Origin of the sequence: Streptomyces sp. NPDC049954 (assembly GCF_040656295.1) — a bacterium.
Taxonomy (GTDB): domain Bacteria; phylum Actinomycetota; class Actinomycetes; order Streptomycetales; family Streptomycetaceae; genus Streptomyces.
Map to the genome: position 1 here is coordinate 96,317 of NZ_JBFALS010000018.1, position 25,118 is coordinate 121,434.

Annotated in this window: 18 protein-coding genes, 1 tRNA gene and 1 pseudogene; 13 read left to right on the forward strand and 7 right to left on the reverse strand. The window is 73.3% G+C overall.

The window, feature by feature from the left end; genetic code table 11:
- Positions 1-75: 75 nt before the first annotated feature.
- Entirely contained in the window at positions 76-942 is an 867-nt protein-coding gene (locus tag AB0J21_RS30270) for a YcnI family protein (RefSeq protein WP_363149346.1), read from the reverse strand.
- A gap of 113 nt (positions 943-1,055) precedes the next feature.
- Positions 1,056-1,817, reverse strand: a complete 762-nt coding sequence (locus tag AB0J21_RS30275) for a hypothetical protein (RefSeq protein WP_363149347.1) — start codon at positions 1,815-1,817, stop codon at positions 1,056-1,058.
- 196 nt (positions 1,818-2,013) lie between these two features.
- Here AB0J21_RS30275 and AB0J21_RS30280 point away from each other — a divergent pair, with 196 nt between their 5' ends.
- Entirely contained in the window at positions 2,014-2,466 is a 453-nt protein-coding gene (locus AB0J21_RS30280; protein WP_363149348.1) for an ATP-binding protein, read from the forward strand.
- A gap of 250 nt (positions 2,467-2,716) precedes the next feature.
- Here the strand turns inward: AB0J21_RS30280 and AB0J21_RS30285 are convergent, their stop codons facing one another.
- Positions 2,717-4,186: an aminopeptidase P family protein gene (locus AB0J21_RS30285; protein ID WP_363149349.1), complete on the reverse strand. Its 1,470-nt coding sequence runs from the start codon at positions 4,184-4,186 to the stop codon at positions 2,717-2,719.
- 252 nt (positions 4,187-4,438) lie between these two features.
- Positions 4,439-5,728, reverse strand: a complete 1,290-nt coding sequence (locus AB0J21_RS30290; protein ID WP_363149350.1) for a PP2C family protein-serine/threonine phosphatase — start codon at positions 5,726-5,728, stop codon at positions 4,439-4,441.
- Positions 5,729-6,846: 1,118 nt separating this feature from the next.
- On the opposite strand from AB0J21_RS30290, the gene AB0J21_RS30295 reads away from it, so the two are divergent.
- Positions 6,847-7,581, forward strand: coding sequence for a bifunctional DNA primase/polymerase (locus tag AB0J21_RS30295; RefSeq protein WP_363149367.1), 735 nt, complete (start codon positions 6,847-6,849; stop codon positions 7,579-7,581).
- Between the two features lie 645 nt (positions 7,582-8,226).
- On the opposite strand, the gene AB0J21_RS30300 is transcribed toward AB0J21_RS30295, so the two are convergent.
- From AB0J21_RS30300 to AB0J21_RS30310, 3 genes and pseudogenes are all read right to left on the reverse strand, one after another.
- Positions 8,227-9,228, reverse strand: a complete 1,002-nt coding sequence (locus tag AB0J21_RS30300) for a DUF5926 family protein (RefSeq protein ID WP_363149351.1) — start codon at positions 9,226-9,228, stop codon at positions 8,227-8,229.
- A gap of 256 nt (positions 9,229-9,484) precedes the next feature.
- A pseudogene (locus AB0J21_RS30305) lies at positions 9,485-10,233 on the reverse strand (ATP-binding protein).
- A gap of 267 nt (positions 10,234-10,500) precedes the next feature.
- On the reverse strand, positions 10,501-11,334 hold the full coding sequence (locus AB0J21_RS30310; protein ID WP_363149352.1) for a glycerophosphodiester phosphodiesterase: 834 nt from the start codon (positions 11,332-11,334) through the stop codon (positions 10,501-10,503).
- Positions 11,335-11,844: 510 nt separating this feature from the next.
- On the opposite strand from AB0J21_RS30310, the gene AB0J21_RS30315 reads away from it, so the two are divergent.
- The 11 genes from AB0J21_RS30315 to AB0J21_RS30365 all read left to right on the forward strand — a co-directional run bounded on the left by AB0J21_RS30315 (position 11,845) and on the right by AB0J21_RS30365 (position 24,892).
- Positions 11,845-13,425: a trypsin-like peptidase domain-containing protein gene (locus AB0J21_RS30315; protein ID WP_363149353.1), complete on the forward strand. Its 1,581-nt coding sequence runs from the start codon at positions 11,845-11,847 to the stop codon at positions 13,423-13,425.
- 241 nt (positions 13,426-13,666) lie between these two features.
- Positions 13,667-13,753, forward strand: a tRNA-Ser gene (locus AB0J21_RS30320).
- 1,287 nt (positions 13,754-15,040) lie between these two features.
- On the forward strand, positions 15,041-15,763 hold the full coding sequence (locus AB0J21_RS30325; RefSeq protein ID WP_363149354.1) for a histone deacetylase: 723 nt from the start codon (positions 15,041-15,043) through the stop codon (positions 15,761-15,763).
- A 122-nt stretch (positions 15,764-15,885) separates the two neighbouring features.
- Positions 15,886-17,100: a glycoside hydrolase domain-containing protein gene (locus tag AB0J21_RS30330; RefSeq protein WP_363149355.1), complete on the forward strand. Its 1,215-nt coding sequence runs from the start codon at positions 15,886-15,888 to the stop codon at positions 17,098-17,100.
- A 228-nt stretch (positions 17,101-17,328) separates the two neighbouring features.
- Positions 17,329-17,913, forward strand: coding sequence for a SigE family RNA polymerase sigma factor (locus tag AB0J21_RS30335; RefSeq protein WP_363149356.1), 585 nt, complete (start codon positions 17,329-17,331; stop codon positions 17,911-17,913).
- A gap of 185 nt (positions 17,914-18,098) precedes the next feature.
- Complete coding sequence (locus AB0J21_RS30340) at positions 18,099-19,751, forward strand: long-chain fatty acid--CoA ligase (protein WP_363149357.1); 1,653 nt, start codon at positions 18,099-18,101, stop codon at positions 19,749-19,751.
- Positions 19,752-19,966: 215 nt separating this feature from the next.
- Positions 19,967-20,698, forward strand: coding sequence for an FCD domain-containing protein (locus AB0J21_RS30345; protein WP_363149358.1), 732 nt, complete (start codon positions 19,967-19,969; stop codon positions 20,696-20,698).
- A gap of 141 nt (positions 20,699-20,839) precedes the next feature.
- Positions 20,840-21,667 carry a class I SAM-dependent methyltransferase gene (locus tag AB0J21_RS30350; protein WP_363149359.1) on the forward strand — a complete coding sequence of 276 codons (828 nt, stop codon included), beginning with the start codon at positions 20,840-20,842 and terminating at the stop codon, positions 21,665-21,667.
- A 200-nt stretch (positions 21,668-21,867) separates the two neighbouring features.
- Entirely contained in the window at positions 21,868-22,665 is a 798-nt protein-coding gene (locus tag AB0J21_RS30355) for a (Fe-S)-binding protein (RefSeq protein WP_363149360.1), read from the forward strand.
- Entirely contained in the window at positions 22,662-24,233 is a 1,572-nt protein-coding gene (locus tag AB0J21_RS30360; protein ID WP_363149361.1) for a LutB/LldF family L-lactate oxidation iron-sulfur protein, read from the forward strand. Before AB0J21_RS30355 ends, AB0J21_RS30360 begins: the two co-directional genes overlap by 4 nt.
- Positions 24,230-24,892, forward strand: coding sequence for an LUD domain-containing protein (locus AB0J21_RS30365; RefSeq protein ID WP_363149362.1), 663 nt, complete (start codon positions 24,230-24,232; stop codon positions 24,890-24,892). The genes AB0J21_RS30360 and AB0J21_RS30365 overlap by 4 nt, the downstream gene beginning before the upstream one ends.
- Positions 24,893-25,118 lie beyond the last annotated feature (226 nt).

The window sequence follows — 25,118 nt, forward strand, 5'->3', positions numbered from 1 at the left end:
AAGGTGTGGTGAGGGCGGCCGGTGAGGGGGCCGGGACTGCGGAGACGGTCCCGGCCCCCTCACCGGCCCGATGGATCAGCCGGCGGTGGTGGTGCGCCGGCGGCCGGCCAGCAGGCCGAAGGCCACGCCCGCGACGCCCACGACGATGCCGACGATGCCGAGCACCCGTGCGGTGGTGTCGCTGCCGGAATCGTCCGAGCCGGCGGAGCTGCCGGAGGCGGTCGTGTCGGCGGCGCCGGGCGCGGCGGAAGCCTTGTCCGAGGCGCCCTTGCCGGAGTCCTCGGTGGCACCGGCCGAACCCGGGGCGGCGTGCCCGTCGTCCTCGGGCGCGCTCAGCTGGAGCACGGGCGCCGGGTCGTCGGGCTCGCTGCCGTCGCTCTTGGGCTCCTCGATCCAGCGCACGACCTCGTCGTTGGAGTACGTCTGGAGGGCCTTGAACACCAACTGGTCGGCGTCCTCGGGCAGCTGGCCGATGGAGAGCGGGAACTGCTGGAAGGTACCGGCGGCGATGCCCTTGCCCGTGGCGGTCCAGGTGACCTTCGACGGAGCCTCGGTCACCTTCTCGCCGTGCATTTCGAGGGGCTTGTCGAGCTTCTTCTGCGTGACCTTCACGTTCCAGCCCGGTACGGCCTGCGGCTGGACCGAGGCCAGGGGGTGATCGGCGGGGAGGTTGACCTCCAGCTTCACGGTCGACGCGTCGTCGCGCTCGTTGGGGACCTTGAAGTTGACGGTCGCGTAGCCGCCCTTCGCGGCGGGCCCCTGCGGCGCCACGCTGACATGCGCGGACGCCGTGCCCGCGAGCAGCAGGACGGCGGAACCGGTGAGTGCGCCCGCGGCGGCGAGCCGGGGCAGCACGGCGAGGCCCCGGCGGGGCGAGCGGGACGTGCGGGAACGCGCGGCCTGGGGGGCGTACGGGGCCTTCTGGGCGTACGGAGCCTTCATGGCGTGACACTCCACTTTCAGCAGTGGTGACGGTGAGAGCCGGCGCGCCGTGGTGACGCGCGGCAGCACGACCCGTCCTCGGCCGTGCGCTGCGGCACGGGGGAGCGGTCGTGTCAGGCGGCGAGGGAGAAGCCGGCGGCGGGCGGGCCGCGCCTGATCACCGTGTGCTGAAGGTCGGCGGTGCGCGGTGGCACCCCGTCGTCGTCCGCCGAGCCCGGCGGTACCTGCGGCGTCTCGGACAGGGCCGTCAGGAAGGCCCGCACGCACAGCAGGGTCGTGGCCAGGGTCCGCAGCCGGGCTCCCGCCGCGACCGTCGTGACGGCCTGGGCGGACAGCCGCACCAGGCGGAACAGCGCCTGGTCGCCCCGGCGCAGCAGCCAGCCCGCCACGAGGGCGGCGAGCAGGTGCCCCAGGAGCATCGGCGCGGTCGGCAGCAGCGGCATACCGGCATGCGGATGGGGGGCGGCGCCGCTTCCGTCGAGCCCCGCCGTCTTGAGGATGTGGTGCGCCTCCAGCGGGCTCAGCGAGGAGGCCCCCGCCCCGCATACGAGCCGGGCGGCGCGTTCAGCCGCGGAGTCCGGTGCCTGCCCCATGGCCATGTCCTGCTGGCTCGCGCCGAACAGGACGTGCAGGCCCACCTGGCCCGTGGCGAGCAGGGCGGCGATGCCCGGAAGGCCGCGTTCCCGGCCCGCCAGCGGTACGGCGACGGCCAGGACGAGGAGGAAGCCGAGCCCCAGACTCCACAGGGGGACGACGGAGTCGGCGGCCAGCCCGTGCCCGGCGGCGGACAGCGCGACGCAGACCGCGGTGAACACCGCGGCCCTCAGCAGCCGGAGTCCCGCTCCGGCGCGCGCGAACACGTGGGGGGCAGCCATGGCGGGCCCATCATCCCACCGGCTCCCCGGCCCGTGTCAGGCAGGTCCGCAAGATCCCGAAGGTCGGGTTCCTGGAGGACGGTCCGGTTGTGGGCGCGCCCTGCGCACCGGCCAACCGCTGTCAAGAGCGCGATTGAGCAACTCCCGTCGCGGCAATACGTATCGGTATGTCGAGCCGCGCACGGGAGGCTGGAGCATGAGCATCTGGTGGTCACTCCATCTGCGGCGGGAGGCGGCGAGCGTGCCGCTCGCCCGCAGGCTTCTCTCGGGAGCCATGGACACGGCCGGTGTGGACGCCGACACGGCGTTCGACCTGTCGTTGGCCCTCACCGAGGCCTGCGCGAACGCGGTGGAGCACGGGGGCGGTGGCGGTACGAGCGATACGAAGGCCGGAAAGTACCGGGTGACGGTACGGCTCGACGGGGAGCGGTGCCGCGTCGAGGTGGCCGACTCGGGCCCGGGGTTCCCCGCCCTGCGCGGGCGAGCCCCCCGCCGACAGCGGCTGGAGGCGGAGGACGGCCGCGGGCTCGGCATCATCACGGAACTCGCCGACCACGCCCAGTTCCGTAACCGGACCGGCCGCGGCGGTGCCGTCGTCAGCTTCGACAAGATCGTCAAGTGGCGCACGGACGCACCGCTGCTCGTCTGAACCTCGGTGCTCGGTGCTCGGTGCTCGGTGCTCGGTGCTCGGTGCTCGGTGCTCGGTGCTCGGTGCTCGGTGCTCGGTGCTCGACGGCCGGCGCCCCGCGCCCGGCGGGGTCGGCAGCGGAGCCGGGGCCGGGCGACGGGCGACTTCACATACGACGAAGGGCCGGGCAGGTGTTCAGTGAACACCTGCCCGGCCCTTCGTGGCAGCGGGGGGCCTCGCGCCGTCGGTCAGTCCGGGCGCCGAGCCGTTCTCAGCCCTTGAGCTGCGCCATCCACGCCTCGACCTCGGTCGAGGAGCGCGGCAGGGCGGCGGACAGGTTCCGGTTGCCGTCCTCGGTGACCAGGATGTCGTCCTCGATCCGGACGCCGATCCCGCGGTACTCCTCGGGCACGGTCAGGTCGTCGGCCTGGAAGTACAGCCCCGGCTCGACCGTCAGGCACATGCCGGGCTCCAGCGTGCCGCCCGCGTACGTCTCGGTGCGCGCGACGGCGCAGTCGTGGACGTCCATGCCGAGCATGTGACCCGTGCCGTGCAGCGTCCAGCGCCGCTGGAGGCCCAGTTCGAGCACCCGGTCCACGGGGCCCTCGACGAGCCCCCACTCCACGAGCCTGGTGGCCAGCACCCGCTGCGCCGCCTCGTGGAAGTCGCGGTACTTCGCGCCCGGCCTGACCGCGGCGATCCCGGCCTCCTGGGCCTCGTAGACCGCGTCGTAGATCTTGCGCTGAAGCTCGGTGTACGTGCCGTCGACCGGCAGCGTGCGGGTGACGTCGGCCGTGTAGAGCGAGTGCGTCTCGACCCCGGCGTCCAGCAGCAGCAGGTCGCCCGCGCGCACCGGGCCGTCGTTGCGTACCCAGTGCAGCGTGCAGGCGTGCGGGCCGGCCGCGCAGATCGAGCCGTAGCCGATGTCGTTGCCCTCGACGCGCGCCCGCAGGAAGAAGGTGCCCTCGATGTAGCGCTCCGAGGTGGCCTGCGCCTTGTCGAGGACCTTGACGACGTCCTCGAAACCGCGGGCGGTGGAGTCCACGGCCTTCTGGAGTTCGCCGATCTCGAAGGCGTCCTTCAGCAGACGCGCCTCGGACAGGTAGACCCGCAGCTCCTCGTCCCGCTCGGCGGTGACCTTGTCGGTGAGCGCGGACTCGATGCCCGCGTCGTGGCCGCGCACGACCCGGACGGGACCGGTCGCCTCGCGCAGCTCCTCGGGGAGCTTGCGGACGTCCTTCGCGGGCAGCCCGAGCACCTGCTGCGCCTCGTCGAGCGAGTGGCGGCGGCCCACCCACAGCTCGCCCTGGCCGTCGAGCCAGAACTCGCCGTTCTCCCGGTCGGAGCGCGGCAGCAGGTAGATCGTGGCCTCGTGCCCGTCCTCGGTGGGCTCCAGGACCAGGACGCCGTCCTGGGTCTGGTCGCCGGTGAGGTAGGCGTACTCGACCGAGGCGCGGAACGGGTAGTCCGTGTCGTTCGAGCGGACCTTGAGATTGCCCGCCGGGATCACCAGCCGCTCACCCGGGAACCGCGCGGAGAGCGCCGCACGACGGTCCGCGGTGTGCCCGGCCTGGGGGATGGGCTGAAGGTCGTGCAGCTCGGTGTCGGCCCAGCCGGACTGCATACTCGCGGCCAGCTCGTCGGACACCCCGGGGTACAGGCTGTTCTTCCGCTGCTTGATCGGCTCCGCCTCCTCGGTCTGCTCCTCGGCGTTCGGAACCTGCTGGCCACCGTCCTGCATGCGCTGTCTCCTTTACGTCACTCGACCCCGCCATCGTACGGTTGTCCGGCTTCGTGACCGGAGGCCGTGTGGAGGACCGGCAGGCACGGCGGGACGGGGCGCTCCCAACTCCGAAGCGCGCAGGGCCAAGCGGCGACGCTGTGAGGAGCACCACCCGCGAAGGAGAGGAGCGCCACCCGCGAAGGGTGATGTTTCACGTGAAACACCTCATGGCCGCGCGGTTCGACGCCAATACGCCACAACCCCCATGTTTCACGTGAAACATGCCGTGAGGAGTGCGATGTCCTCCTCGATCGCCGCCCCCTTGGGCAGGAGCGCGTCGAGCAGATGGTCCGCGAGGGCCGAGGGGTCACGGCGGCACAGCCGCGGGGCGCCGGCCGCCACCGCGTGGAGGCGGGCGAAGGCCCGGTCCACCGGCACCCCGGTGCAGCGCAGCAGCCCGTCCGAGTAGAGGATCACCGCCTCTCCCGGCTCGGGGCGGATCTCCACGCTCGGGGCCTCCCAGCAACTGAGCATGCCCAGCGGTGCGGAGAGCGTGCTTTCGACGAATTCGACCCGCCGCTCACCGAGAATCAGCGGCGGCGCGTGTCCGGCGCCCGCCAGGGCGAGTTTCCCGGCGGCGGGGTCGCAGTGGGCGAACAGGGCGGTGGCGCTGCGCGCGGGGTCCGTGAGCCGGAGCAGCAGCTCCAGGTCGGAGAGTACGGCGACGGGGTCCTCCCCCTCCAGCACCGCGTACGAGCGCAGGGCCGAACGCAGCGCGGCCATCGCCGCCGTCGCCGCGCTGCCCGAGCCCGTGACGGTGCCGACCGCGAGCCCGAGTGTTCCGTCGGGCAGCGGGAGGGCGTCGTACCAGCCGCCCCCGCCGCGCGTCCCGCCCCGGTAGCGACCGGCCAGGCGGATGCCGTGGACGCGGGGCAGCACCCCCGAGCGGAGCTGCCCACGCAGAGCCTCGGCATCCTCGACCGCACCGACCAGTTCTTCGAGACGGGCCAAGTGCTCGCCCGCGTACCGCAAGTACAGCCCCACGACATGGCACTGCCGTTCGCTGGGCTGTGCCGGTTCGTCGTAGAGCCAGACGGCGGCGCCCAGCCGACGCTCCGGCGCGGCGAGCAGGGGTGCGGCGTAACTCGCCGCGATGCCGAGCCCTCTGGCCACCTCGCGGAAGCGCGGGTCGAGGTCGGCCTCCGCGAACAGGTCGGGATGGGCGAGAGGGCCCTCGATGCCCGGCAGGGCGTCCATGATGTGCCCGTAGGAGGAGGACTCCTTGGGCAGGGTCTCCAGGCGTCCGGGCTGCGCCGGGTCCAGTCCGAGTCCGAACACCCGGTTACGAGGGCCGGGCAGGACGCGCTGGTCGAACAGGCCGGCCCCGCCCTCGCGCCGCGCCGGACCCGGCGGTTCGAGCCGGACCACTCCACGGCGCGCACCCACCAGCGCCCCGCCCGCGCGCACCACTTCCTGGAGCGCCGCGTCCACCGTGCCGCAGCGCGCGAGGCGTTCGGTCAGTTCGTGAAGGGTGGTCAGGTCCGAGACCCAGCCGGCCAATCGGTCCTGGAGCGCGGCGGAGGCCGGCGCGGACGGGGCGCGGGAGGGCGGATCCGGGGGGACATTCTGGGCGGACAGGGAGGCGGCAGAGCTGGTTCCGGCCACTTTCGGAACAGGTGGGGTGCTCATGTTTCCCGGCTCTCGGGCCGGTACGAAATGCTCCACAGCATCGCAAACCCCCATGTCGTTCTGCGTGCCGACAATGCACCACATCTACACGGATTCGGGAGGAGATGTCCAGCATTGTTCTGCGGGGATTCCTGGTGTCCGCCCGGTCTCGGGCCAGTCCCCGCAAGACCGGGCCTCCCGGCGGGGCCAGTGGTCTTTGGCCGGAAACCGGTCCACGGCACAGGGGGCTGGGGTCGACTGAACGGGTCCGTCCGGGGCATTCGAGCCGGACGGGCAGTGCGGAGGAGCGTTACCGAGGTCGCTCGGGGTACGTACTCGGTGAGTGCCGGAGGCGGTCGGACAGCGGACCGTCCAGGAACCCGCGGAGCGACTCCCGCGTCCTCTACGGCAATGGAAGAGGCGTCTCAGGCGGCCCGCCCACTGCGGTGGACGCGGCGGCATCGCCCGGTACGAGCAGCGCAGCGCCGTCATCCCCCCGCCACGTTCCACAGCTAGGCCAGAAGGGATTTCCCTGCGTCGAGGCAGGGGAACCACAGGTGCTCCGCGCACTCCCCTCTGTACGCACAGTTGTTCCGCACGACTTACGCCTCGGGGTGTCCGCACCTCGCGCGTCACTGTTCGTCCGCACCACCTACGCGCGACAACCTGCGCGCGCACCTGCCCGTCGTCCGCGGCGGAGCGGGGCTCGCCGTCGGCGAGCGGCACGTAGGCCGAAGAAGTGGTCCACACCGATCTGATGTGGGTCCTCGGCGTTCAACGGAAAGGAACGAGCGCTCATGCGTGAGATCCCCGGAAAGCACCGCAGGCTCCAGTCCGGACCCACGAGCGGTCCGGACCAGCAGGATCTGCCGGATCAGCCGGAACGTCACGAACAGCCGGAACGTCACGAACAGCCGGAACGGTTCGATCAGCCGGAGCCTCACCACCAGCCGGAACCGCCGGATGTCGGCGAGGCAGCACTCGGCTTCGCGACCGACTGGTCGTGGCCGGTGCTCCCCGGCGCCGGACTGCGTGTCCGGCATCAGCACGGGCGCCGGGGCGGCCGGCCCCAGGAGAGGAACGCCGGGGCGGCCGGGCGCGGTCCGGGCAAGACGCACGGCGCGACGGACGCCGGGACCGTCGGGAACACGGACGCCGCCGACTCGAACCGCGGCGTCGACCGTCAGCGTTCCCTCGGCCACGACCACCGTCGGCCCACCGGCCGGCTCTGCGCCTGCCCGGACCCGGAGTGTGCGCTGCCGGGCGCCCACCCCTTCGAACCGGGGCTGCTCGCCGCGACGACGGACGCCCGCATGGTCCGCTGGTGGTGGCAGAACCGGCCTGCCGCGCCGATTCTGCTGGCCACCGGTGGCCGGGGGCCCTGTGCGGTGAGTTTTCCCGCGGCGGCCGGGCCGGCGACGCTGACCGCCCTGGACGGGCTCGGTAAGAGGCTGGGGCCCGTGGTGGCGGGGCCGGAGCGCTGGGCGATCCTCGTGGCGCCGTACGACTTCGAGCGCCTCGGCGCGCTGCTGCACGCGCAGGACGCGGTGCCGGGCGCGCTGCGTTTCCACGGTGCGGGCGGCTACCTGCCGCTGCCGCCCTCGGTGACCGGCCTCGGCGCGGTGCGCTGGGCGCGTGCGCCGCTTCCCGGTTCCGCGCGGCCGTGGCTGCCGGACGTGGAGGCCGTCGTCGGGGCGGCCGTCGCCACGGTCACCCGTACGGGCGTGAGCGCACCGGAGCTGTAGCGGCCGGGCGGTTTCCCGAGGGCCGAGGGCCGATGGGTCGGAGGACCGGTGGGGGCCGGACTACGTGCTCCCGTGCTGGGAGAGCGGGCGAGCCGGGCCCGGTCGGTGTGGGGGAGTGCGCTGCGGCGCCTGCGGCGGGGCGGTTCGTCTGCGGCGAGGGGTCCGGCTCGGCGGTAGCTCCCGCGGAGCCACGTATCGCTGGGGAGGCTGCCCTACGCACGCGTATCGCTGGGGAGGCTGCCCCGCGCACACGTCTCGCCGGGGTGGCGGCTGTTCCACAGGCTCGTACTGCCTGGGTTCGCGCCGTACGGGCCCGGGCCCGGGCCCGTACGGCCTGCGCTGCCGCTTCGCGTGCGGGCGCGGGCCTGCCGGGAGCCCGGATCAGGGCATGAAAGCGCCCGGTTGCTGGCGACGGGGGATGCACCAGCAACCGGGCTATTCGAACCGTAACAAGAGATCGCCGGTTCGCAAATTCAGTCTGGTCCGTTCGGGCCCGATCTGAAGCGGTCACGGGCAGGCGGTGTGACCGGTTTCACTTACCGAGCAGTACGCCGACCGCTCCGCCCTCAAGGCGCTCAAGCCCATCGAGGCGTTCGAGGGCGTTCGAGGCGCTCAAGACGTGCGAGGCGACGCGAGGCGCGAGGCTCAGGTCAGGGTCACCTGGCGGTTGGTGAGCCCGGCGCGGGCCCGGCGCTCCTCGGGCGTCAGGGGGGCCTTCGTCTCCAGAGCCCCGGCGAGCCGCTCCGAGAAGGCCGCGGCCGGCTTCTCCACGTCCTGGGCGGACACACCGCTCGGCAGGTCCCACACCGGAACGGTCAGCCCGTGTGCCCGGAAGGAGCCGACGAGGCGGGTGTTCTCGCCGAGTGAGGACTCCCCGGCGCTGTGCAGGCGGGCCAGCGCGTCGAGCAGCTCCTCCTCGGGCACCGTCATGATCCAGCGCAGGTGGTTCTTCTCGGGCGTCTCGCACCAGTACGCGGCGTCGACGCCGGTGAGCCGGACGGTCGGGACGACGGCGGAGTTCGCGCGCTCCAGCGAGGCGTTCACCTCGGCGGAGGTGTTGCCGGACTCGGCCTCCGGCACCCAGAACTCGAAGCCGCTGTGCACCTGCGGCTCGAAGGGGCCGTCCGGGTCCAGCAGGTCCTGGAGGCGCGGGCCGTCGACGGGCGCCCGGCGGGCCTCGACCGGCTGTCCCGGCGTGGCGGCCAGGGCCCGGTTCAGGGTGTCCGCCAGGTCACGGCTGAGGTCGCCCGAGGCCGTGTCGTTCTGCAGACCGAGCAGGACCGACCCGTCCTCGCGGCGCAGTGCGGGCCAGGCCATCGGCAGGACCGTCGCCAGGGTCACGGCGGGTACCCCTTCGGGCAGCCCGCCCTTGAGGCGCAGCGGCACGGTCGCCGCGGGCACCAGTTCGCGCAGCGCCACCCAGTCCGCCTCGCCGGGCAGCCCCTCGAAGGGGCGCCGCACCAGTTCGGTCGCCGCGTGGGCGGCGGCCCGGCCGTGGCAGGCCTTGTAGCGGCGGCCGGAGCCGCAGGGGCAGGGCTCCCTCGCACCGACGACCGGGATCTCACCGTCCGCGAGCGTGGCTGCCGGGGCGTTGCCGCCCTTGCCCTTGGTCTGCTGGCCCTTGGTCTGCGGGCGCTTCTTGGCCATCGTCGCTGTCTCCCGTTACGGCTCGGCTCGTACGGCGCGAGCCTAGTGCCTCGGGGGGACATCGTTCCCCGGCCGCGGCACGGCGCCGTACGCCGCTTCCGGGCCGAGGTCGCGCCGCAGCCGTCCACGGTCCGGGAGCCGGCCGCGAGGGGCGAAGCCGCCTGTCACCGGGGGCGCCGCCGGTGACGCGTACGGACGGGCCCCGTCCCACAGCCCGAGCCCGTCCCACAGCCCGAGCCTGACGCTCGCAGGCCGTTCAGCTCCCGTAGCTGTCGGCCGGTTCGAAGCCGTCGTCCGCGCCGAAACCCGGTTCGCCCGCGAAGCCCGTGTCGCTCCCGAAGGGCGCACTCCCGGCGAAGCGGCCCGCGCGGCCGAACTCCCCCACGGCGTCCGCGAAGCCCAGGCCGGCGAGCGGTACGGAGGGGGCGCTGATGCGGGTCGCGAAGTCCTCGTGCCGGTGGTCGCGGCTGACGACCGCCCACACCGTGACCTCGCCGTGCGCCTCGTCGCGCACGCCCCAGTTCTCGGACAGGGCGGTGATGATGCTCAGGCCCCGGCCCCCGTGGGCCGTGACCGAGGGGGTCGCGGGCACGGGCCGGGTCGGGCCGCCGCCGTCGGTGACCTCGACCGTCAGCCGGCCGCGCCGGTCCACCTCCCAGGCGGCCAGTACGTCGCCCTCCTCCGCGTCCGCCGTACCCGCGCACGGGTGGGAGGCCGGCAGTGGTCTGCCGTGCCGGTACGCGTTGCTCAACAGTTCCGAGAGGATCAGTACCGCGTCGTCGATCACCGCGTCGGACATGCCGCTCTCCCGCAGCTCGTCCCGCATGCGGTGCCGTGCCTTCCGGACGCCGGCAGGACCGTGCGGAACGGCCATGCTCGACGACGCGGGCACTTCCTGTGCCACCACCAACGCCACCCCCGAGACCTCCTTACACCCCCACGCCACGGAGTGAATGCCCCAATGGACTGGACCGGAAACCGGCCAATCCCTCCCGGTCGGGGCACTGCCCGGGGCCGGACACGGAGCGAACGCGCCGGAGCACCCCATGTGCACCCGCCGGAACGAAGCGGGGAGGGACGGCCGGCGTCCGGGAAGGGGTCGGAGGCATTCCGTCCGACCTGGTCAGCGAACTTTCCTTTGGCATATGCGCGGGGCTATCAGGAGGGTGCGCCAGGAACCGGTCCCGAGCAGCGGGGCACACGGTCCCGCGGACGGACCACAGGGGCGGTTTTCGGCCTCGCAACGAAGCGCGGGCGCGGTGGCGCGACCGGTCAGAGGCGGTCCAACTGCTCCCGTACGGCCTTCGGGCGGTTGGTGATGACGGCGTCCACGCCGAGCCGTGCGCACAGTTCCACGTCGGAGGGGTTGTTGACCGTCCAGACGTGCACCTGGTGCCCGGCGCTCTGCATGCGGGCGACGTAGGCGGGGTGATTGCGCACGATCCGGATGCTCGGCCCCGCGATGCGGACGCCCGCAGGCAGGCGGCCCTCGCGGTGCCGGGGCGAGGCGAACTGCATGAGGTGCACGGTGGGCAGGTCCGGGGCGAGAGCCCGTACCCGGTGCAGGGAGCGCGCCGAGAAGCTCATGACCCGTACGGGGGAGAAGGGGCCGTCGGGCTCCTCGCCCGCGCTCGTCTTCCCGGCCAGGCCGAAGCGTTCGAGGAGCAGCAGCAGCCGTTCCTCGACCTGCCCGGCCCAGCGGGTGGGGTGCTTGGTCTCGACGGCGAGTTCCAGCCGCCGGCCGGCCGCGTTGGTCTCCACGACGAGTTCGAGCAGCTTCTCCAGGGTGAGCACCGAGGTGGTCTCGGGGTCCCAGTCGGGGGACTCCTCGGCCTCCTCCTTGCCCATCCAGGAGCCGAAGTCCAGCGCGGTGAGATCGGCCAGCTCCAGCGCGGAGACCGCTCCGCGGCCGTTCGAGGTGCGGTTGACCCGCCGGTCGTGGACGCACACGAGGTGGCCGTCGGCGGTCAGGCGCACATCGCACTCCAGGGCGTCGGCGCCTTCTTCGATGGCTTTCACGTAGGCCGCGAGGGTGTGCTCGGGCGCTGTCTCGGAGGCGCCGCGGTGGGCGACGACCTGGGGGACTTGCTGTCGTACGTGGGTCACGCCGTCATGCTCCCATCGGTAGGCGGGTACCCGCGCGGAAAAGGAGGGCCGTACGGAGGCGGAAGGCCGCCTCCGGGCGGTTCCTCGCGGCCTCGCGCGAGGGTTTCGGCACGGCCGGGCGTACGGGTGCATCCGGGTGGTCCGGGGGCGGCCGTACGGGGCTCGTACCCTCGGTGGGGGGAAGCTCGCGCGGGTCGTGGAGAGGTCCGTACGGCACCCCTGCGGATGCCGTACGGGTTCCGGAAGATCAAAATGACGCGTACACACAGGATCGGCTTACAGTGCCCTGACGCGCTGTGGGAAAAGCTGACTGTGGACAACCGGAAACTGTGGGCACCGGAACCGGTGACAACCGGGCGACCGGGGCCCGCGGCAACCGGAAAGACCTGAGACAGCCGCAGCCGCGGACGAAGACCGAAGACGCGTAGTCGTCGGCAGCCCCGGCCGGACCCGCACCGCCCGGGCCGGACGCGACGCCGCGACACCGTTGGGACCGAGGAGACAGAGCCTGTGAGCACCGAGTACGAGGGCAACGAGGTACCCCCCGCCCCGTCCGCACCTCCTGGGCCGGCCGACGCCTCCCGGCCTTCCGAGCCGCAGCCGGCCGCCGCCCCCCAGGCCGCCCCGCTGACGAAGACCGAGCCGGCCCCGGAGCGGCCCGCCGACCCGGCCCCGGCCCAGGTGGCGCCCCAGCCCGGCGCCCCGGCCGCGGAACAGGTCCCGGCGGCGGCTCAGGCCGCACCGGCACCCGTGGCCTCGGACGCGCACGTCCCGCCCGTCCCGCAGACTCCCCCGCCCGGCGGCTGGCCGCCCCCGCCGCCGCAGATCCCGGCGTACGCGGGCGCGGGCGGCGGCCCGGTCTACCCGGGAGGCGGCGGCGGTGACGGCTCGGGCGGTGGCGGGGGCGGCGGTCAGGACGGCCCGTGGGGCGCCTCGTACCAGCCGCCGCCACCGGGCCGGCCCGGTGGCGGTCGCAAGGGCGGACTGGTCGCCGCGGTGATCGTCGCCGCGCTCGTCGCGGGCGGTGTGGGCGGCGGCGTCGGCTACTGGGCGGCGGAGCGCGACGACGACGGCGTCGGTTCGACGACGGTCGCGGCCGCGGACAGCCCGGCCGCCGCGAAGCGCGACCCGGCCTCGGTCGCCGGGATCGCCCAGAAGGCCCTGCCGAGCGTCGTGACCATCGACGCGCAGGGCGGGAACGGCGAGGGCAGCACCGGCACCGGCTTCGTGTACGACAAGGAAGGCCACATCCTCACCAACAACCACGTGGTGGCCTCGGCCGCGGAGGGCGGGAAGCTCTCGGCGACCTTCTCCAACGGCAAGAAGTACGACGCGGAGGTCGTCGGCCGGGCGCAGGGCTACGACGTGGCCGTGATCAAGCTGAAGGACGCCTCGGGCCTCAAGCCGCTGGTCCTCGGCGACTCGGACAAGACGGCGGTGGGCGACGCGACGATCGCGATCGGCGCCCCCTTCGGCCTGTCCAACACGGTGACCACGGGCATCGTCAGCGCGAAGGACCGCCCGGTCGCCTCCAGCGACGGGGAGAGCGCCAAGAGCTCGTACATGAGCGCGCTCCAGACCGACGCCTCGATCAACCCGGGCAACTCCGGCGGGCCGCTGCTGGACGCGCACGGCGACGTCATCGGCATCAACTCCGCGATCCAGCCCGGTAGCAGCGGGGGCGGCCTCGGCGGCGGCTCCAGCCAGGGCGGTTCGATCGGTCTCGGCTTCGCCATCCCGGTCAACCAGGCCAAGCGGGTCGCCCAGGAGCTGATCAGGACGGGCACCCCGGTGTACCCCGTGATCGGCGCGACCGTCTCGCTGGAGGAGGGCACGGACGGCGCGACCATCGCCGACCAGGGGCCGAACGGTTCGGCGGCGGTCACCTCGGGCGGACCGGCGGCGGACGCGGGCCTGAAGTCGGGCGACACGATCACCAAGCTCGACGACACGATCATCGACAGCGGCCCGACCCTGATCGGCGAGATCTGGACCCACCAGCCCGGAGACAAGGTCCAGCTCACCTACAAGCGCGGCGGCAAGCAGCACACGGTCGAGGTGACCCTCGGCCAGCGCAAGGGCGACGACTAGAAGACGACTGGAAGCGGACACCGCGACGGGGCCGGGCCGACACCGGGACGGGGCGGGGCCTGGACGTCGCGGCGGGGCCGGGCCGACACCGGGACGGGCGGGGCCCGGACGTCGAGGCGGGGCCGACCTGGACGTCGCGGCGGGCCGGGCCCGGCCGAAGCCGCCTGCCGGGACCGGACCCGGCCCCGGCCTCCGGCCGGTAGTCTGTACCCCGCTCCGCCACCCCCGGGCAGCGGAGCGGGGAGGGTTGCCCGAGCGGCCTAAGGGAACGGTCTTGAAAACCGTCGTGGCAGCGATGTCACCGTGGGTTCAAATCCCACACCCTCCGCGTGGAGAACGGCCCCTGACCGGGTGAGACTCGGTCGGGGGCCGTTCGCGTCGGCGCTCGCCGCGAGACCCGGGCGTGCGCGGTGGTTGCCGGGGCGGCCCAGCGGACTTCGACGCCCTCTTGTCGCTCTGTGCTGAAGTCATTACTGTGCGTTCCCCTGGGGAAAGCGGTGCGCTTGTACTGGGGATACATTGCTGTTGCGGCGCTGGTGGTCGCCTGGGGACAACAATTGTCGCTGCCGGTCATCGTCGTACTGTCTGTGGCGGTCTTCGCATACGCCCCTCGTTCCAGGTGCCGGTGTGGTGCGGAGCGGTCAACCGGGACGGGCGTACCTACTGTCGGAACAACGCCTACGGCATACTGATGGGCTGTCGGAACCGTCAACACCGTTGGCAAAAGCTCAAGTTGATCGTCCTGCGTAGCAAGGCAGGGGATCTCGGCCGCGCTGTTTTCCCCACCGCCAAGGAGAAGTTCAACGCCGTCCTGGCCGTTGGGGGTCTTCTCTCCGCTGTTGCCGCCGTGATTGTGCCTGCCGTGACGGGTCGGTAACGCGTCCAGCCGGATGGCTCGGAGCGGTGCAGCTCGCGGAGGCGGCCGTGGTGAGGCTTGACGGGCTCACTCGGACGTGCGCCAGGGCCTGTTCCCTTGATTGGCGCAGGTCAGGTCATGGTTGCGGGGCTTGGGTACCGCTGCTCCATCCTTACGGCACTTCATTCGACACCCGCCTCATGTGCGGGGCGCGGCGATGCCGCCATACGTAAGGAAGTGTCATGAGCATGTCAAGGATCTGGGCTCGACTCACGACGCGCCCCACGACGCGGAACCCGTCAGGGGCAGGCGTCGAGGAGCCCCGGCGGGCGGACTCGGGTCTTCGTGCGCAGGTCCTGCGGGCCGTCCTGGGAGGCGTCGCCCGGGCTGTCGCCGAGAGTCTGCTGGGGTGGCTCCGTTCGCTGATCTGACCGGCGTGGAGCAAGGTGGGGGGATTCGATTCCGGGTCTCCGACGGTGCGTCACTGGTCACTGGCGGTGCGGGGCCCGGCCTGAGAAGGGGCCCGGCCCCGGGGCGTCGTGGCCACGTCACGCAGGCGGAGTAAGGGGGGTGTGCTGCGCCCGGTCTGCCAAGTTGCTCGCCTCGGGCTGGGCGGCTCCGGGGGCGGTGTCTGTTGGTCCACCTCTGTGCTTTCTCGGACGGATTCGGACGGATACGGTCCCCGAGGAGTCAGCGCGAGGACGGGCGACGGCGAGGGCGACGGGCGACGGCGACGAGCCCGTGGAGGGAGGGCGTCGCATGGGCGTGCGCGGGCTGTCCGGCTGGGGTGGTGGGGCCGTCGAGCGGGTCTGGTATGTCAGTTACGGGTCCAATATGTGCGCGGAGCGGTTCGGGGTGTATCTGCGGGGCGGGCGGGCTCCCGGTGGGCGGCTGGTGCATCCGGGGTGCCGGGACCGGTCGGCGCCGGCCGGGGACGTGGCGCTGGAGCTGCCGGGGCGGCTGTACTTCGCCACCGAGTCCGCCGTGTGGGGCGGCGGGCGCGGTTTCTACGATCCGGCCGCTGCGGGGCGGGTCCTCGCGCGGGGCTACGACATCACGCGGGAGCAGTTCCGGGACGTCGCCGCCCAGGAGATGTACCGGGAGCCGGGCGACGGGCCGTCGCTGGACGAGGTGCTCGCCGTGCTGCCCGGGACCGGGCCCGACGGTGAGGCCGCCCCCGAAGCGCCGTCCGTCCGGCGGGTCGTGTGCGGGGACGGGCGGTACGAGACCCTGCTGTGCCTCGGCGCGCTCGACGGGCGGCCCGCGCTGACGTTCACCGCGCCGTGGTCCGTCCGGGACGTCGTACCGCTCGCGCCGTCCCCCGTGTACCTGCGGCAGTTCGTCACCGGGCTCACCGAGACGGGCGCGTGGAGCGGGGCGGAGGTCGAGCGGTACCTGGAGGAGAGCGTCCGGGGTGGGCGGGGCGGTCGCGGCGGTACGGGGCCGTCCCCGGTGGGACGGGACGTGTTCCGGGCGCCGTGACGTGAGACGGGGCCTTCGGAGGATCGCCCCGCACCCCCACCCAGGCGGTTCCGGCGGGCCGTACGGCGCAGGCGGTGCGTGTCCTCGGCGGGGGGCCGCCCGGCGCCGCGTTCACTCGCCCCATGATCAGACAATCGTTTCCCCCCTCGGCTACCGCCCCGCTCCGGCCGCTCCGGCCGGCGGCGGCCCTGGCCCGCCACGTTCCCGCCCTCCCTGCCCTGGTCCTCGCCGTGATCCTCGCGCTGCTGGGCACCGTGCTGCTGCCCGCTCAGGGCGCCCGCGCCGACGACACCGCCACGGGCACCGCCGAGGACACCGGCGCCGGCAGCGAGGAGGCGTGGGCCGGGGCCTGGGACGGGGCCGACTGGGCGGTGCGCGGGGTGTCCGTCTTCGAGGGGCGGGCCTTCGACACCTGCACGGCGCCGCCGCTCGCGACGATGCGGGGCTGGCGGGACTCCGGGTACGGCGGCGTCGGCGTCTACTTCGGCGGCCGGGGCCGGGCCTGTCCCACGCAGCCGTACCTGGACGCCGACTGGACGCGGGGCGTCAGCGCCCTGGGCTGGTCGGTGCTCCCGGTGTACGTCGGTTCGCAGGCGCCCTGCGTCGCGGCGGAGAACAAGCAGGGGTTCAGGATCGGCGGGGACCCCGTCGGGCAGGGGACGCGGGAGGGGCGGGACGCCGTACGGCGGGCCGCCGAGGTCGGGATCGGGTCGCGCAGTCCGCTCTACCTCGACATGGAGCAGTACGACCACAGGGACGCCGAGTGCGCGGCGACGACGCTGTCCTTCGTCCGGGCCTGGAACCGTGCCGTGCAGGCGGAGGGGTACGTCTCCGGCTTCTACAGCAGCGCGGACTCGGGCGTCGCGCACATGGAGCAGGCCCGGCGCGCGGGCGTCGCCGATCTGCCCGAGGTCATGTGGTTCGCCCGCTGGGGCGGCGAGGGGTCGGTGGACAGCGAGCCCTCACTCGCCGCGGGCGCCTGGCAGCCGCAGCGGCGCATCCACCAGTACCGGGGCAACGTCCGGGAGACGCACGGCGGCGTGACGCTGAACATCGACCGGAACATGGTGGACGCCCCGGTCGCGAACATGACCCCGCGCACGGTCGGAGCCCCGGCCGCCGAGGGGGACCCGAACCCGGCCACCGTCGACTCTTCGGCCGCGAACTCCAACGCAGTCGACGTCCCGGCCGCGGACACGAAGGTGAACGCGCACCCGTCCCCGTCCCCGACCCCGGCCCCTACCTCGCCCCCGATCGGCTCACCCCCGCCCGCCGAGCCGCACCCCGACACCGTCGATGCCCCCGCCCCCACCCCCGCCCCCGCACGGATCGGCTGAGGCGGTCGCCCCGCCCAGCCGCCCCTGGTGTCCCCGCCCGGCCCCTCCGGTGTCCCCGTCCCGCCCCCTTCGCCCCCGGCGCCCCTCCGGGATGAACCCTGAGGGCGGGGGCCGCGTCCTCCACCTTCAGGAGGTGGAGCCTGCCCCCGGCTCTACTCCCAGAGGCGGACAGGGGGTCGGGACCTCCGGGCGATCCCGGGGCGGGGGGCTCGCTCCTAGCGTGGAGCCATGACCGTGACCAAGGTGCCCGCGTGCGGCACCGGACCGTCGAAGAGCGCTTCGCGCCCCGGTGGCCGCGCCTCGTCCGGCACCCGGCCGGCGCCGCTGTCCTTCAGCTCCTACGTCCGGGCCCGCGGCCCCGGTCTGCTGCGTACCGCCCGTTCGCTCACCGCCAACCCCTGCGACGCCGAGGACCTGCTCCAGACCGCGCTGACCAAGACGTACGTCGCGTGGGACCGGATCGAGGACCACCGCGCGGTCGACGGCTACGTACGGCGCGCGCTCATCAACACCCGTACCTCGCAGTGGCGCAAGCGCAAGGTCGACGAGTTCGCCTGCGAGGAACTGCCGGAGCCCGAACCGGTGCGGGCCACCGACCCGGCCGAGCAGCAGGCCCTGCGCGACGCGATGTGGCGGGCCGTGCTGCGGCTGCCGGACCGGCAGCGGGCCATGGTCGTACTGCGGTACTACGAGGACCTGAGCGAGGTGCAGACCGCGGCGGTGCTCGGCGTCTCCGTCGGGACCGTGAAGAGCGCGGTGTCCCGGGCCCTCGGGAAGCTCCGTGAGGACGGGGAACTCGGCGTACTGCGCTGACGGCGGCCCCGCCCGGCCGCCCCGTCACCGGTCGGCCCCGATGCCGCCGCTCCCGGCCCGCACGCCCCTGAGCTGTGCCTGTGTGATGAATCCATCCGCCGCGGCTAGTGACATACCGCTGGGTATGGAAGCACAATCACCGGAACTCACCCCCCGCGTAATGACGCGCTGAGGAGGCACAACCGGTGCAAGGCACGATGCAAGACGTACCCCTGCTCATCTCCCGCATCCTGGTCCACGGCTCGACGGTGCACGGCCGTTCCACGGTGACCACCTGGACCGACGAGGGGCCGGTGCGCCGGACCTACGCCGAGACCGGTGCCCGGTCGGCCCAGCTCGCCCACGCCCTGCGCGGACTCGGGGTCGCCGAGGGGGACCCGGTGGGGACCCTGATGTGGAACAACGGGGACCACGTGGAGGCGTACTTCGCGATCCCCTCGATGGGCGCCGTGCTGCACACCCTCAACCTCCGGCTGCCCGCCACCCAGCTCGCGTTCATCGTCAATCACGCGGCGGACCGGGTGATCATCGCGAGCGGCACGGTGCTGCCGCTGCTCGCCCCGCTGCTGCCGAAGCTGCCGAGCGTCGAGCACGTCGTCGTCTCGGGCCCCGGGGACCGCTCGGTGCTGGCCGGGGCCGGTTCCGGGGTCCGGGTGCACGAGTACGAGGAGCTGATCGCGGGGCGCCCCACGGCCTACGAGTGGCCGGAGCTGGACGAGCGCGCCGCCGCCGCCCTCTGCTACACCTCGGGCACGACGGGCGACCCGAAGGGCGTCGTCTACTCGCACCGGTCGGTCTACCTGCACTCGATGCAGGTCAACATGGCGCAGTCGATGGGGCTCACCGACCACGACACGAGCCTCGTCGTCGTCCCGCAGTTCCACGTGAACGCGTGGGGGCTGCCGCACGCGACCTTCATGACCGGCGTGAACCTGCTGATGCCGGACCGGTTCCTGCAACCCGCCCCGCTCGCCGAGATGATCGAGACGGAGCGGCCCACGCACGCCGCCGCCGTACCGACGATCTGGCAGGGGCTGCTCACGGAGCTGACCGCGAGGCCGCGCGACGTCTCCTCGCTCACCCAGGTCACGATCGGCGGGGCGGCGTGCCCGCCCGCGCTCATGGAGGCCTTCGACGCGCTCGGCATGCGGGTGTGCCACGCGTGGGGGATGACGGAGACCTCGCCGCTCGGCACGGTCGCCCGTCCGCCGGCCCAGGCGCGGGGCGCCGAGGAGGAGTGGGCGTACCGCGTCACGCAGGGACGCTTCCCCGCCGGGGTCGAGGCGCGTCTGACCGGGCCGGACGGCGAACGGCTGCCGTGGGACGGGAAGTCGGCCGGCGAACTGGAGGTGCGCGGCCCGTGGATCGCGGGCGCGTACTACGGCGGGGCCGGCGGCGAGCCGCAGCGGCCGGCCGACAAGTTCAGCGAGGACGGCTGGCTCAGGACCGGTGACGTCGGCCTCATCTCGCCGGACGGGTTCCTGACGCTCACCGACCGCGCCAAGGACGTCGTGAAGTCCGGCGGGGAGTGGATCTCCAGCGTCGCGCTGGAGAACGAACTGATGGCGCACCCGGAGGTCGCCGAGGCCGCCGTCATCGCCGTACCGGACGAGAAGTGGGGCGAGCGCCCGCTCGCCACGGTCGTCCTGAAGGAAGGCGCGAGCGCGGGGCTGCCCGAACTGCGGGCCTTTCTCGCCGGGCGGATCGCGAAGTGGCAGTTGCCGGAGCGGTGGACCGTCATCGAGTCGGTGCCGAAGACGAGCGTCGGCAAGTTCGACAAGAAGGTGCTGCGCGCGCGGTACGCCGAAGGGGAACTGGACGTGACCCGGCTCCAGTGACCCCCCGCCAGTGAACACCGGGCCGGTTCCCCCACGGCCCGGCCCGGCTCTGCCCGCCCTCCGCCCCCCACCGGTCACGGTCTGACCATTGATCCTGTGTGACATAGATTGGGGTACCTACGCAGTCCCGCGCGGGCGGTGGCCGGGCAGGCCACCCGGCTCGCGCGGGGGGACGCGTCCCGGACCGGGGCGTCCCGTGAACCGGGGAGGTGCGGATGACCGCCGAGTGGCGCCCCGTGCGGCAGTCCCGCACGCATGAACTGGTCCTGGAGAGCATCGAGGAACAGGTGCTGGCCGGGAAGCTCAAGGCCGGGGACCGGCTGCCTCCCGAGCGGGAGCTGGCGCCCGCGCTCGGGGTGAGCCGGTCCGCCCTGCGCGAGGCGCTGCGGGTCCTGGAGACGGTCGGGGTGCTCGTCGCGCAGGCGGGGCGCGGCGCCGACGCGGGCGCCCGGATCGTGCGTCACCCGGACGACGCCCTCGGCCGGCTGCTGCGGCTGCACTTCGGTCTTGGCAGCTACAGCCTGGAGGACGTCCTGGAGGCCCGGGTGGTCCTGGAGCGCTCCAGCTTCGAGGCCGCCGCCCGGCACGCCCCGCCCGAGGACCTGGCGGTGGCAGCCGAGATCCTGGACCGGCTCCAGGGGCCGGGGATCGCGCCGGACGAGTTCAACGACCTGGACACCCGGTTCCACGTGCAGATCGCCCGCAGCTCGGGCAACGCGCTGACCTCGACGCTGACGGCCGCCGTACGGGAGTCCGTCCGGCCGTTGATCCTGCGGGCCCTGGAGGCCGCCGAGGACTGGCCCGCGACGGCCGCCGCGCTCAACGCCCAGCACGCCGAACTGCTGCGTCTGGTGCACGAGGGCGAGGGGAAGGCCGCCGCCGACCTCGCCGAGGAGCACATCCGCGGCTTCCACGGCACCCTGGTCGACGGCTCGGCCCAGGACTGAGACCGCCGCTCCTCTCTCCCAGGACCGGGGCCGCCGCCGGTCCGGCCCATGACGGACGGAGACCGGCTGTCCGCGACGCCCCCACCGGCGACCGGGAGAAAACCCGTCGACACCGCCTCCCGCCCCCGGCGTCGTGCCCGTATGCGGATCGATGAGGGCAACTTGGACGCGGCCGGCCGGGGCCAGGGCGGCGGCGACGGGGACACCTGGGACGACGGCCACGGCGACGGCGGCATCTGGGACGAGGACGTGGCGCGGACCTACGACAGCCCCGGCACCGGCATGTTCGCCCCCGAGGTCCTGGACCCGGCGGTGGACCGTCTCGCGGAACTCGCGGACGGGGGCCGGGCCCTGGAGTTCGCCGTCGGGACCGGCCGGGTGGCCGTCCCGCTCGCGCGGCGCGGGGTGCCCGTCACCGGGATCGAGCGGTCGCGGCCGATGATCGCGCGGCTGCGTGCGAAGGCGGACGCGGCGACGGTCCCGGTCGTCGTCGGGGACATGGCGAGCGCCACCGCGCCGCAGCCGGGCGGCTTCCGGCTCGTCTACCTCGTCTACCACACGATCTCCAACCTGCTCACGCAGTCCGCGCAGGTCGCGTGCTTCCGCAACGCCGCCCGCCATCTCGCGCCGGGCGGGCGCTTCGTCGTCGAGCTGTGGGTGCCGGAACTGCGCAGCCTCCCGCCCGGCCGGCAGGCGGTGGTGGGGCGGTCCGAGGAGGGCTACGTCCTCCTGGACACGTACGACGTCCTGCGCCAGCGCGTCGTCTCGCACCACTTCCGGTTCGGCGACGGCGGGCCGACCCGGCTGTTCCGCAGTCCGCACCGCTACGTCTGGCCCGCCGAACTGGACCTCATGGCCGAACTCGCCGGTTTCCGGCCGGAGTCCCGGCACGCCGACTGGCGGGGGGCCGCGTTCACCGGGGACTCGCCCTCCCACGTCTCGGTCTACCGGCTCCCGCACGGCGGGTAGGCCGCCGCGTCCGTCCGTCCCCGCGCGCGTCCGTCCGTCCCCGCGCGCATCCGTCCGTCCCCGCGCGCATCCGTCCGTCCCGTCCCCGCGCGCGTCCGTTCTCCCGCGCACGGTGCGACGGTAGTATGGTCGGACCATAATCTGAGCCCGGGAACCCGGCCGGTCCCCGGGCTCAGCCCGCCCGACCGGGAAGGTCCTCCATGCGTATCGGACTCTTCGCCACCTGCCTCGGGGACACCCTCTTCCCCGACGCCGTGTCCGCCACCGCCCTGCTGCTGGCCCGGCTCGGGCACGAGGTGGTCTTCCCGCCGGGGCAGACCTGCTGCGGGCAGATGCACGTCAACACCGGCTACCAGCGCGAACCGGTGCCGCTCGTGCGCAACTACGCCGAACAGTTCGGCGATCCCTCGATCGAGGCCGTCGTCATGCCCTCGGGTTCCTGCGCGGGCTCGGTGCGCCACCAGCACGAGATCGTCGCCCGGCGCTACGGGGACGCCGCGCTGCGCGCCGGGGTCGCGGACGTCAAGGCGAAGACCTACGAGCTGTCCGAACTCCTCGTCGACGTGCTCGGGGTGACCGGGGTCGGCGCGTACTTCCCGCACCGTGTCACCTACCACCCGACCTGCCACTCGCTGCGCATGCTGCGGGTCGGCGACAAGCCGCTGAAGCTGCTGCGCGCCGTCGAGGACATCGACCTCGTGGAGCTGCCCGAGGCCGACTCCTGCTGCGGTTTCGGCGGCACCTTCGCCGTCAAGAACGCCGACACGTCCACCGCGATGCTCCAGGACAAGGTCGCGCACGTCACCGGGACCGGCGCCGACGTCTGCACGGCCGGCGACTCCTCGTGCCTCCTGCACATCGGCGGCGGCCTGTCCCGTATCAAGGCCGGTACGCGGACCCTGCACCTCGCGCAGATCCTCGCCGCGACCCGTTCGAAGCCGTACGTCCTGGACGGCGCACCGGCCGGCGCCGCCCGCTCCCCCGAGGTGACCCGATGAGCAACACGTTCCTGGGCATGCCCGCCGCCCCGCCGCGCGCCCCGTACGGTGCGGGCAACCTGCGCGGCGAGCAGAAGTTCCCGAAGGCCGCGCACACCGAACTGCAGAACGGGCAGCTGCGCCGCAACCTGCGCAAGGCGACGCACACGATCCGCGAGAAGCGTCTGCACGTCACCGCCGAACTCCCCGACTGGGAGGCGCTGCGGGACGCCGGTTCGGCCATCAAGACCGACACCATGAACCGGCTGCCCGAGCTGCTGGAGGAGCTGGAGCGCAAGGTCACCGAACGCGGCGGCACCGTCCACTGGGCGCGCGACGGCGTCGAGGCCAACGAGATCGTCACGCGGCTGGTCAAGGAGACCGGCAGCGAGGAGGTCATCAAGGTCAAGTCGATGGCCACCCAGGAGATCGGCCTCAACGAGTACCTGGAGGAACAGGGCGTCCGGGCGCACGAGACGGACCTCGCCGAGCTGATCGTCCAGCTCGCCCACGACAAGCCCTCGCACATCCTGGTCCCCGCGATCCACCGCAACCGCGAGGAGATCCGCGAGATCTTCCTCAAGGAGATCCCCGGCGTCGACCCGGAGCTGAACGCCGTACCGGCCGAACTGGCCGCCGCCGCCCGCGCCTACCTGCGCGAGAAGTTCATGACGACGAAGGTCGCGGTCTCCGGCGCCAACTTCGGCATCGCCGAGACCGGCACCCTCTCGGTCGTCGAGTCCGAGGGCAACGGCCGCATGTGCCTGACCCTGCCGGACACCCTGATCACCGTCATGGGCATCGAGAAGGTCCTGCCGCGCCACCAGGACCTGGAGGTCTTCTTCCAGCTCCTGCCGCGCTCCTCGACCGGTGAGCGGATGAACCCGTACACCTCGCTGTGGACCGGCGTCACGCCCGGCGACGGGCCCCAGGACTTCCACCTCGTCCTGCTCGACAACGGCCGCACCGCCGCGCTCGCCGACGAGATCGGCCGCGAGGCGCTCAACTGCATCCGCTGCTCGGCCTGCCTCAACGTGTGCCCGGTCTACGAACGGGCCGGCGGACACGCGTACGGATCGACGTACCCGGGCCCGATCGGCGCGGTCCTCACCCCGCAGCTCGCCGGGATGCACGAGGCCAAGGACGACCCCAACGCCTCGCTGCCGTACGCCTCCAGCCTGTGCGGGGCCTGCTTCGACGCGTGCCCCGTGAAGATCGACATCCCCTCGCTGCTCGTCGAACTGCGCCACCAGAAGACCGAGCACTCCGGGACGACCGCCGAGTCCCTCGCGATGAAGGCCGCCGCGACCGTCATGGCCAGGCCCGGACTGTTCAAGGCCGCGCAGAAGGCGGCGGGCCTGGGCCGGGTCGTCGCGGGCCGGGACAAGAAGATCGAGCACTTCCCGCCGCCGTTCAACGGCTGGAGCGACAGCCGCGACACCCCCGCCCCGCCCCAGCACACCTTCCGTCACTGGCTCGACTCCCCCGAGGGCCGTACGGCGATGCGCGAGGCGGCGGCCGAGGGCGCGGCCCAGCGCGCACAGGCGCCGGAACAGGCGACGGGGCAGCAGCCGGAGGAGCAGGCATGAACACCACGAACACCGCGTCCGCTCAAGGCGGTTCGGCACGCGACGCGGTCCTGGGCCGGGTGCGCGACGCCCTCGCGCTCGCCCCGCGCGAGCCGGTCACCGTCCCGCGCGCCTACCGCAGGGGCCGCACCCTGCCGGACGCCGAGCGCCTGGAACTGCTCACCGACCGGCTCGTCGACTACAAGGCGCACGTGCACCCGTGCACGGCCGCCGGGACCGCCGCGACGGTCGCCGCCGTCCTGAACGAGCGCTCCGCGCGGCTCGTCGGCGTCCCGTCCGGCCTGGACCCCGCCTGGCTCGCGGCCTTCGAGGGCGAGGTCCGCACGGACTCCGCCGACGTGCCCGCGCCTGAACTCGGCGCCCTGGACGGCGTCGTCACGGCCTCGGCGGTGACCTGCGCGGAGACCGGCACGATCTTCCTGGACGGCGGCCCCGACCAGGGGCGGCGCGCGCTGAGCCTCGTGCCCGACCTGCACGTGTGCGTCGTGGACCTGTCCTCGGTGACGGTCGGCGTCCCGGAGGCGGTCGCCCGGCTGGTCCCGGGCCGGCCCACGACCCTGATCAGCGGCCCCTCCGCGACCTCGGACATCGAACTGGAGCGGGTCGAGGGCGTACACGGACCGCGCACCCTCGACGTGATCATCAGGACGGACGTCTGAGGATCGCCGAGAGCGGCGCACAGGGCCGGCCGCGCGTGCCCCTTCCCCGGGATCCGAAGCCGGGGGAAGGGGCACGTCGTCGTGCCGTTGACGAGGGACAACGCCTGGGGGCTGGCCGGGAACGCGCCCGCTCTAGTAGGGCTTGGTCAGGTCGGAGTGAGTGTGGGTATGTCGCGGTGGCAGGTGGGGCAGGCGCCGGTCCATGTCGCGAGGAGGAGCTGTAGCT

Coding starts and splice junctions, on each gene's coding strand:
- AB0J21_RS30300 (WP_363149351.1), bottom strand. CDS start 9,228: ATGGCCAAGAAGCGCCCGCAGACCAAGGGCCAGCAGACCAAGGGCAAG.
- AB0J21_RS30325 (WP_363149354.1), top strand. CDS start 15,041: ATGGGCGTGCGCGGGCTGTCCGGCTGGGGTGGTGGGGCCGTCGAGCGG.
- AB0J21_RS30345 (WP_363149358.1), top strand. CDS start 19,967: ATGACCGCCGAGTGGCGCCCCGTGCGGCAGTCCCGCACGCATGAACTG.
- AB0J21_RS30285 (WP_363149349.1), bottom strand. CDS start 4,186: ATGCAGGACGGTGGCCAGCAGGTTCCGAACGCCGAGGAGCAGACCGAG.
- AB0J21_RS30360 (WP_363149361.1), top strand. CDS start 22,662: ATGAGCAACACGTTCCTGGGCATGCCCGCCGCCCCGCCGCGCGCCCCG.
- AB0J21_RS30280 (WP_363149348.1), top strand. CDS start 2,014: ATGAGCATCTGGTGGTCACTCCATCTGCGGCGGGAGGCGGCGAGCGTG.
- AB0J21_RS30355 (WP_363149360.1), top strand. CDS start 21,868: ATGCGTATCGGACTCTTCGCCACCTGCCTCGGGGACACCCTCTTCCCC.
- AB0J21_RS30270 (WP_363149346.1), bottom strand. CDS start 942: ATGAAGGCTCCGTACGCCCAGAAGGCCCCGTACGCCCCCCAGGCCGCG.
- AB0J21_RS30365 (WP_363149362.1), top strand. CDS start 24,230: ATGAACACCACGAACACCGCGTCCGCTCAAGGCGGTTCGGCACGCGAC.
- AB0J21_RS30335 (WP_363149356.1), top strand. CDS start 17,329: ATGACCGTGACCAAGGTGCCCGCGTGCGGCACCGGACCGTCGAAGAGC.
- AB0J21_RS30350 (WP_363149359.1), top strand. CDS start 20,840: ATGCGGATCGATGAGGGCAACTTGGACGCGGCCGGCCGGGGCCAGGGC.
- AB0J21_RS30275 (WP_363149347.1), bottom strand. CDS start 1,817: ATGGCTGCCCCCCACGTGTTCGCGCGCGCCGGAGCGGGACTCCGGCTG.
- AB0J21_RS30330 (WP_363149355.1), top strand. CDS start 15,886: ATGATCAGACAATCGTTTCCCCCCTCGGCTACCGCCCCGCTCCGGCCG.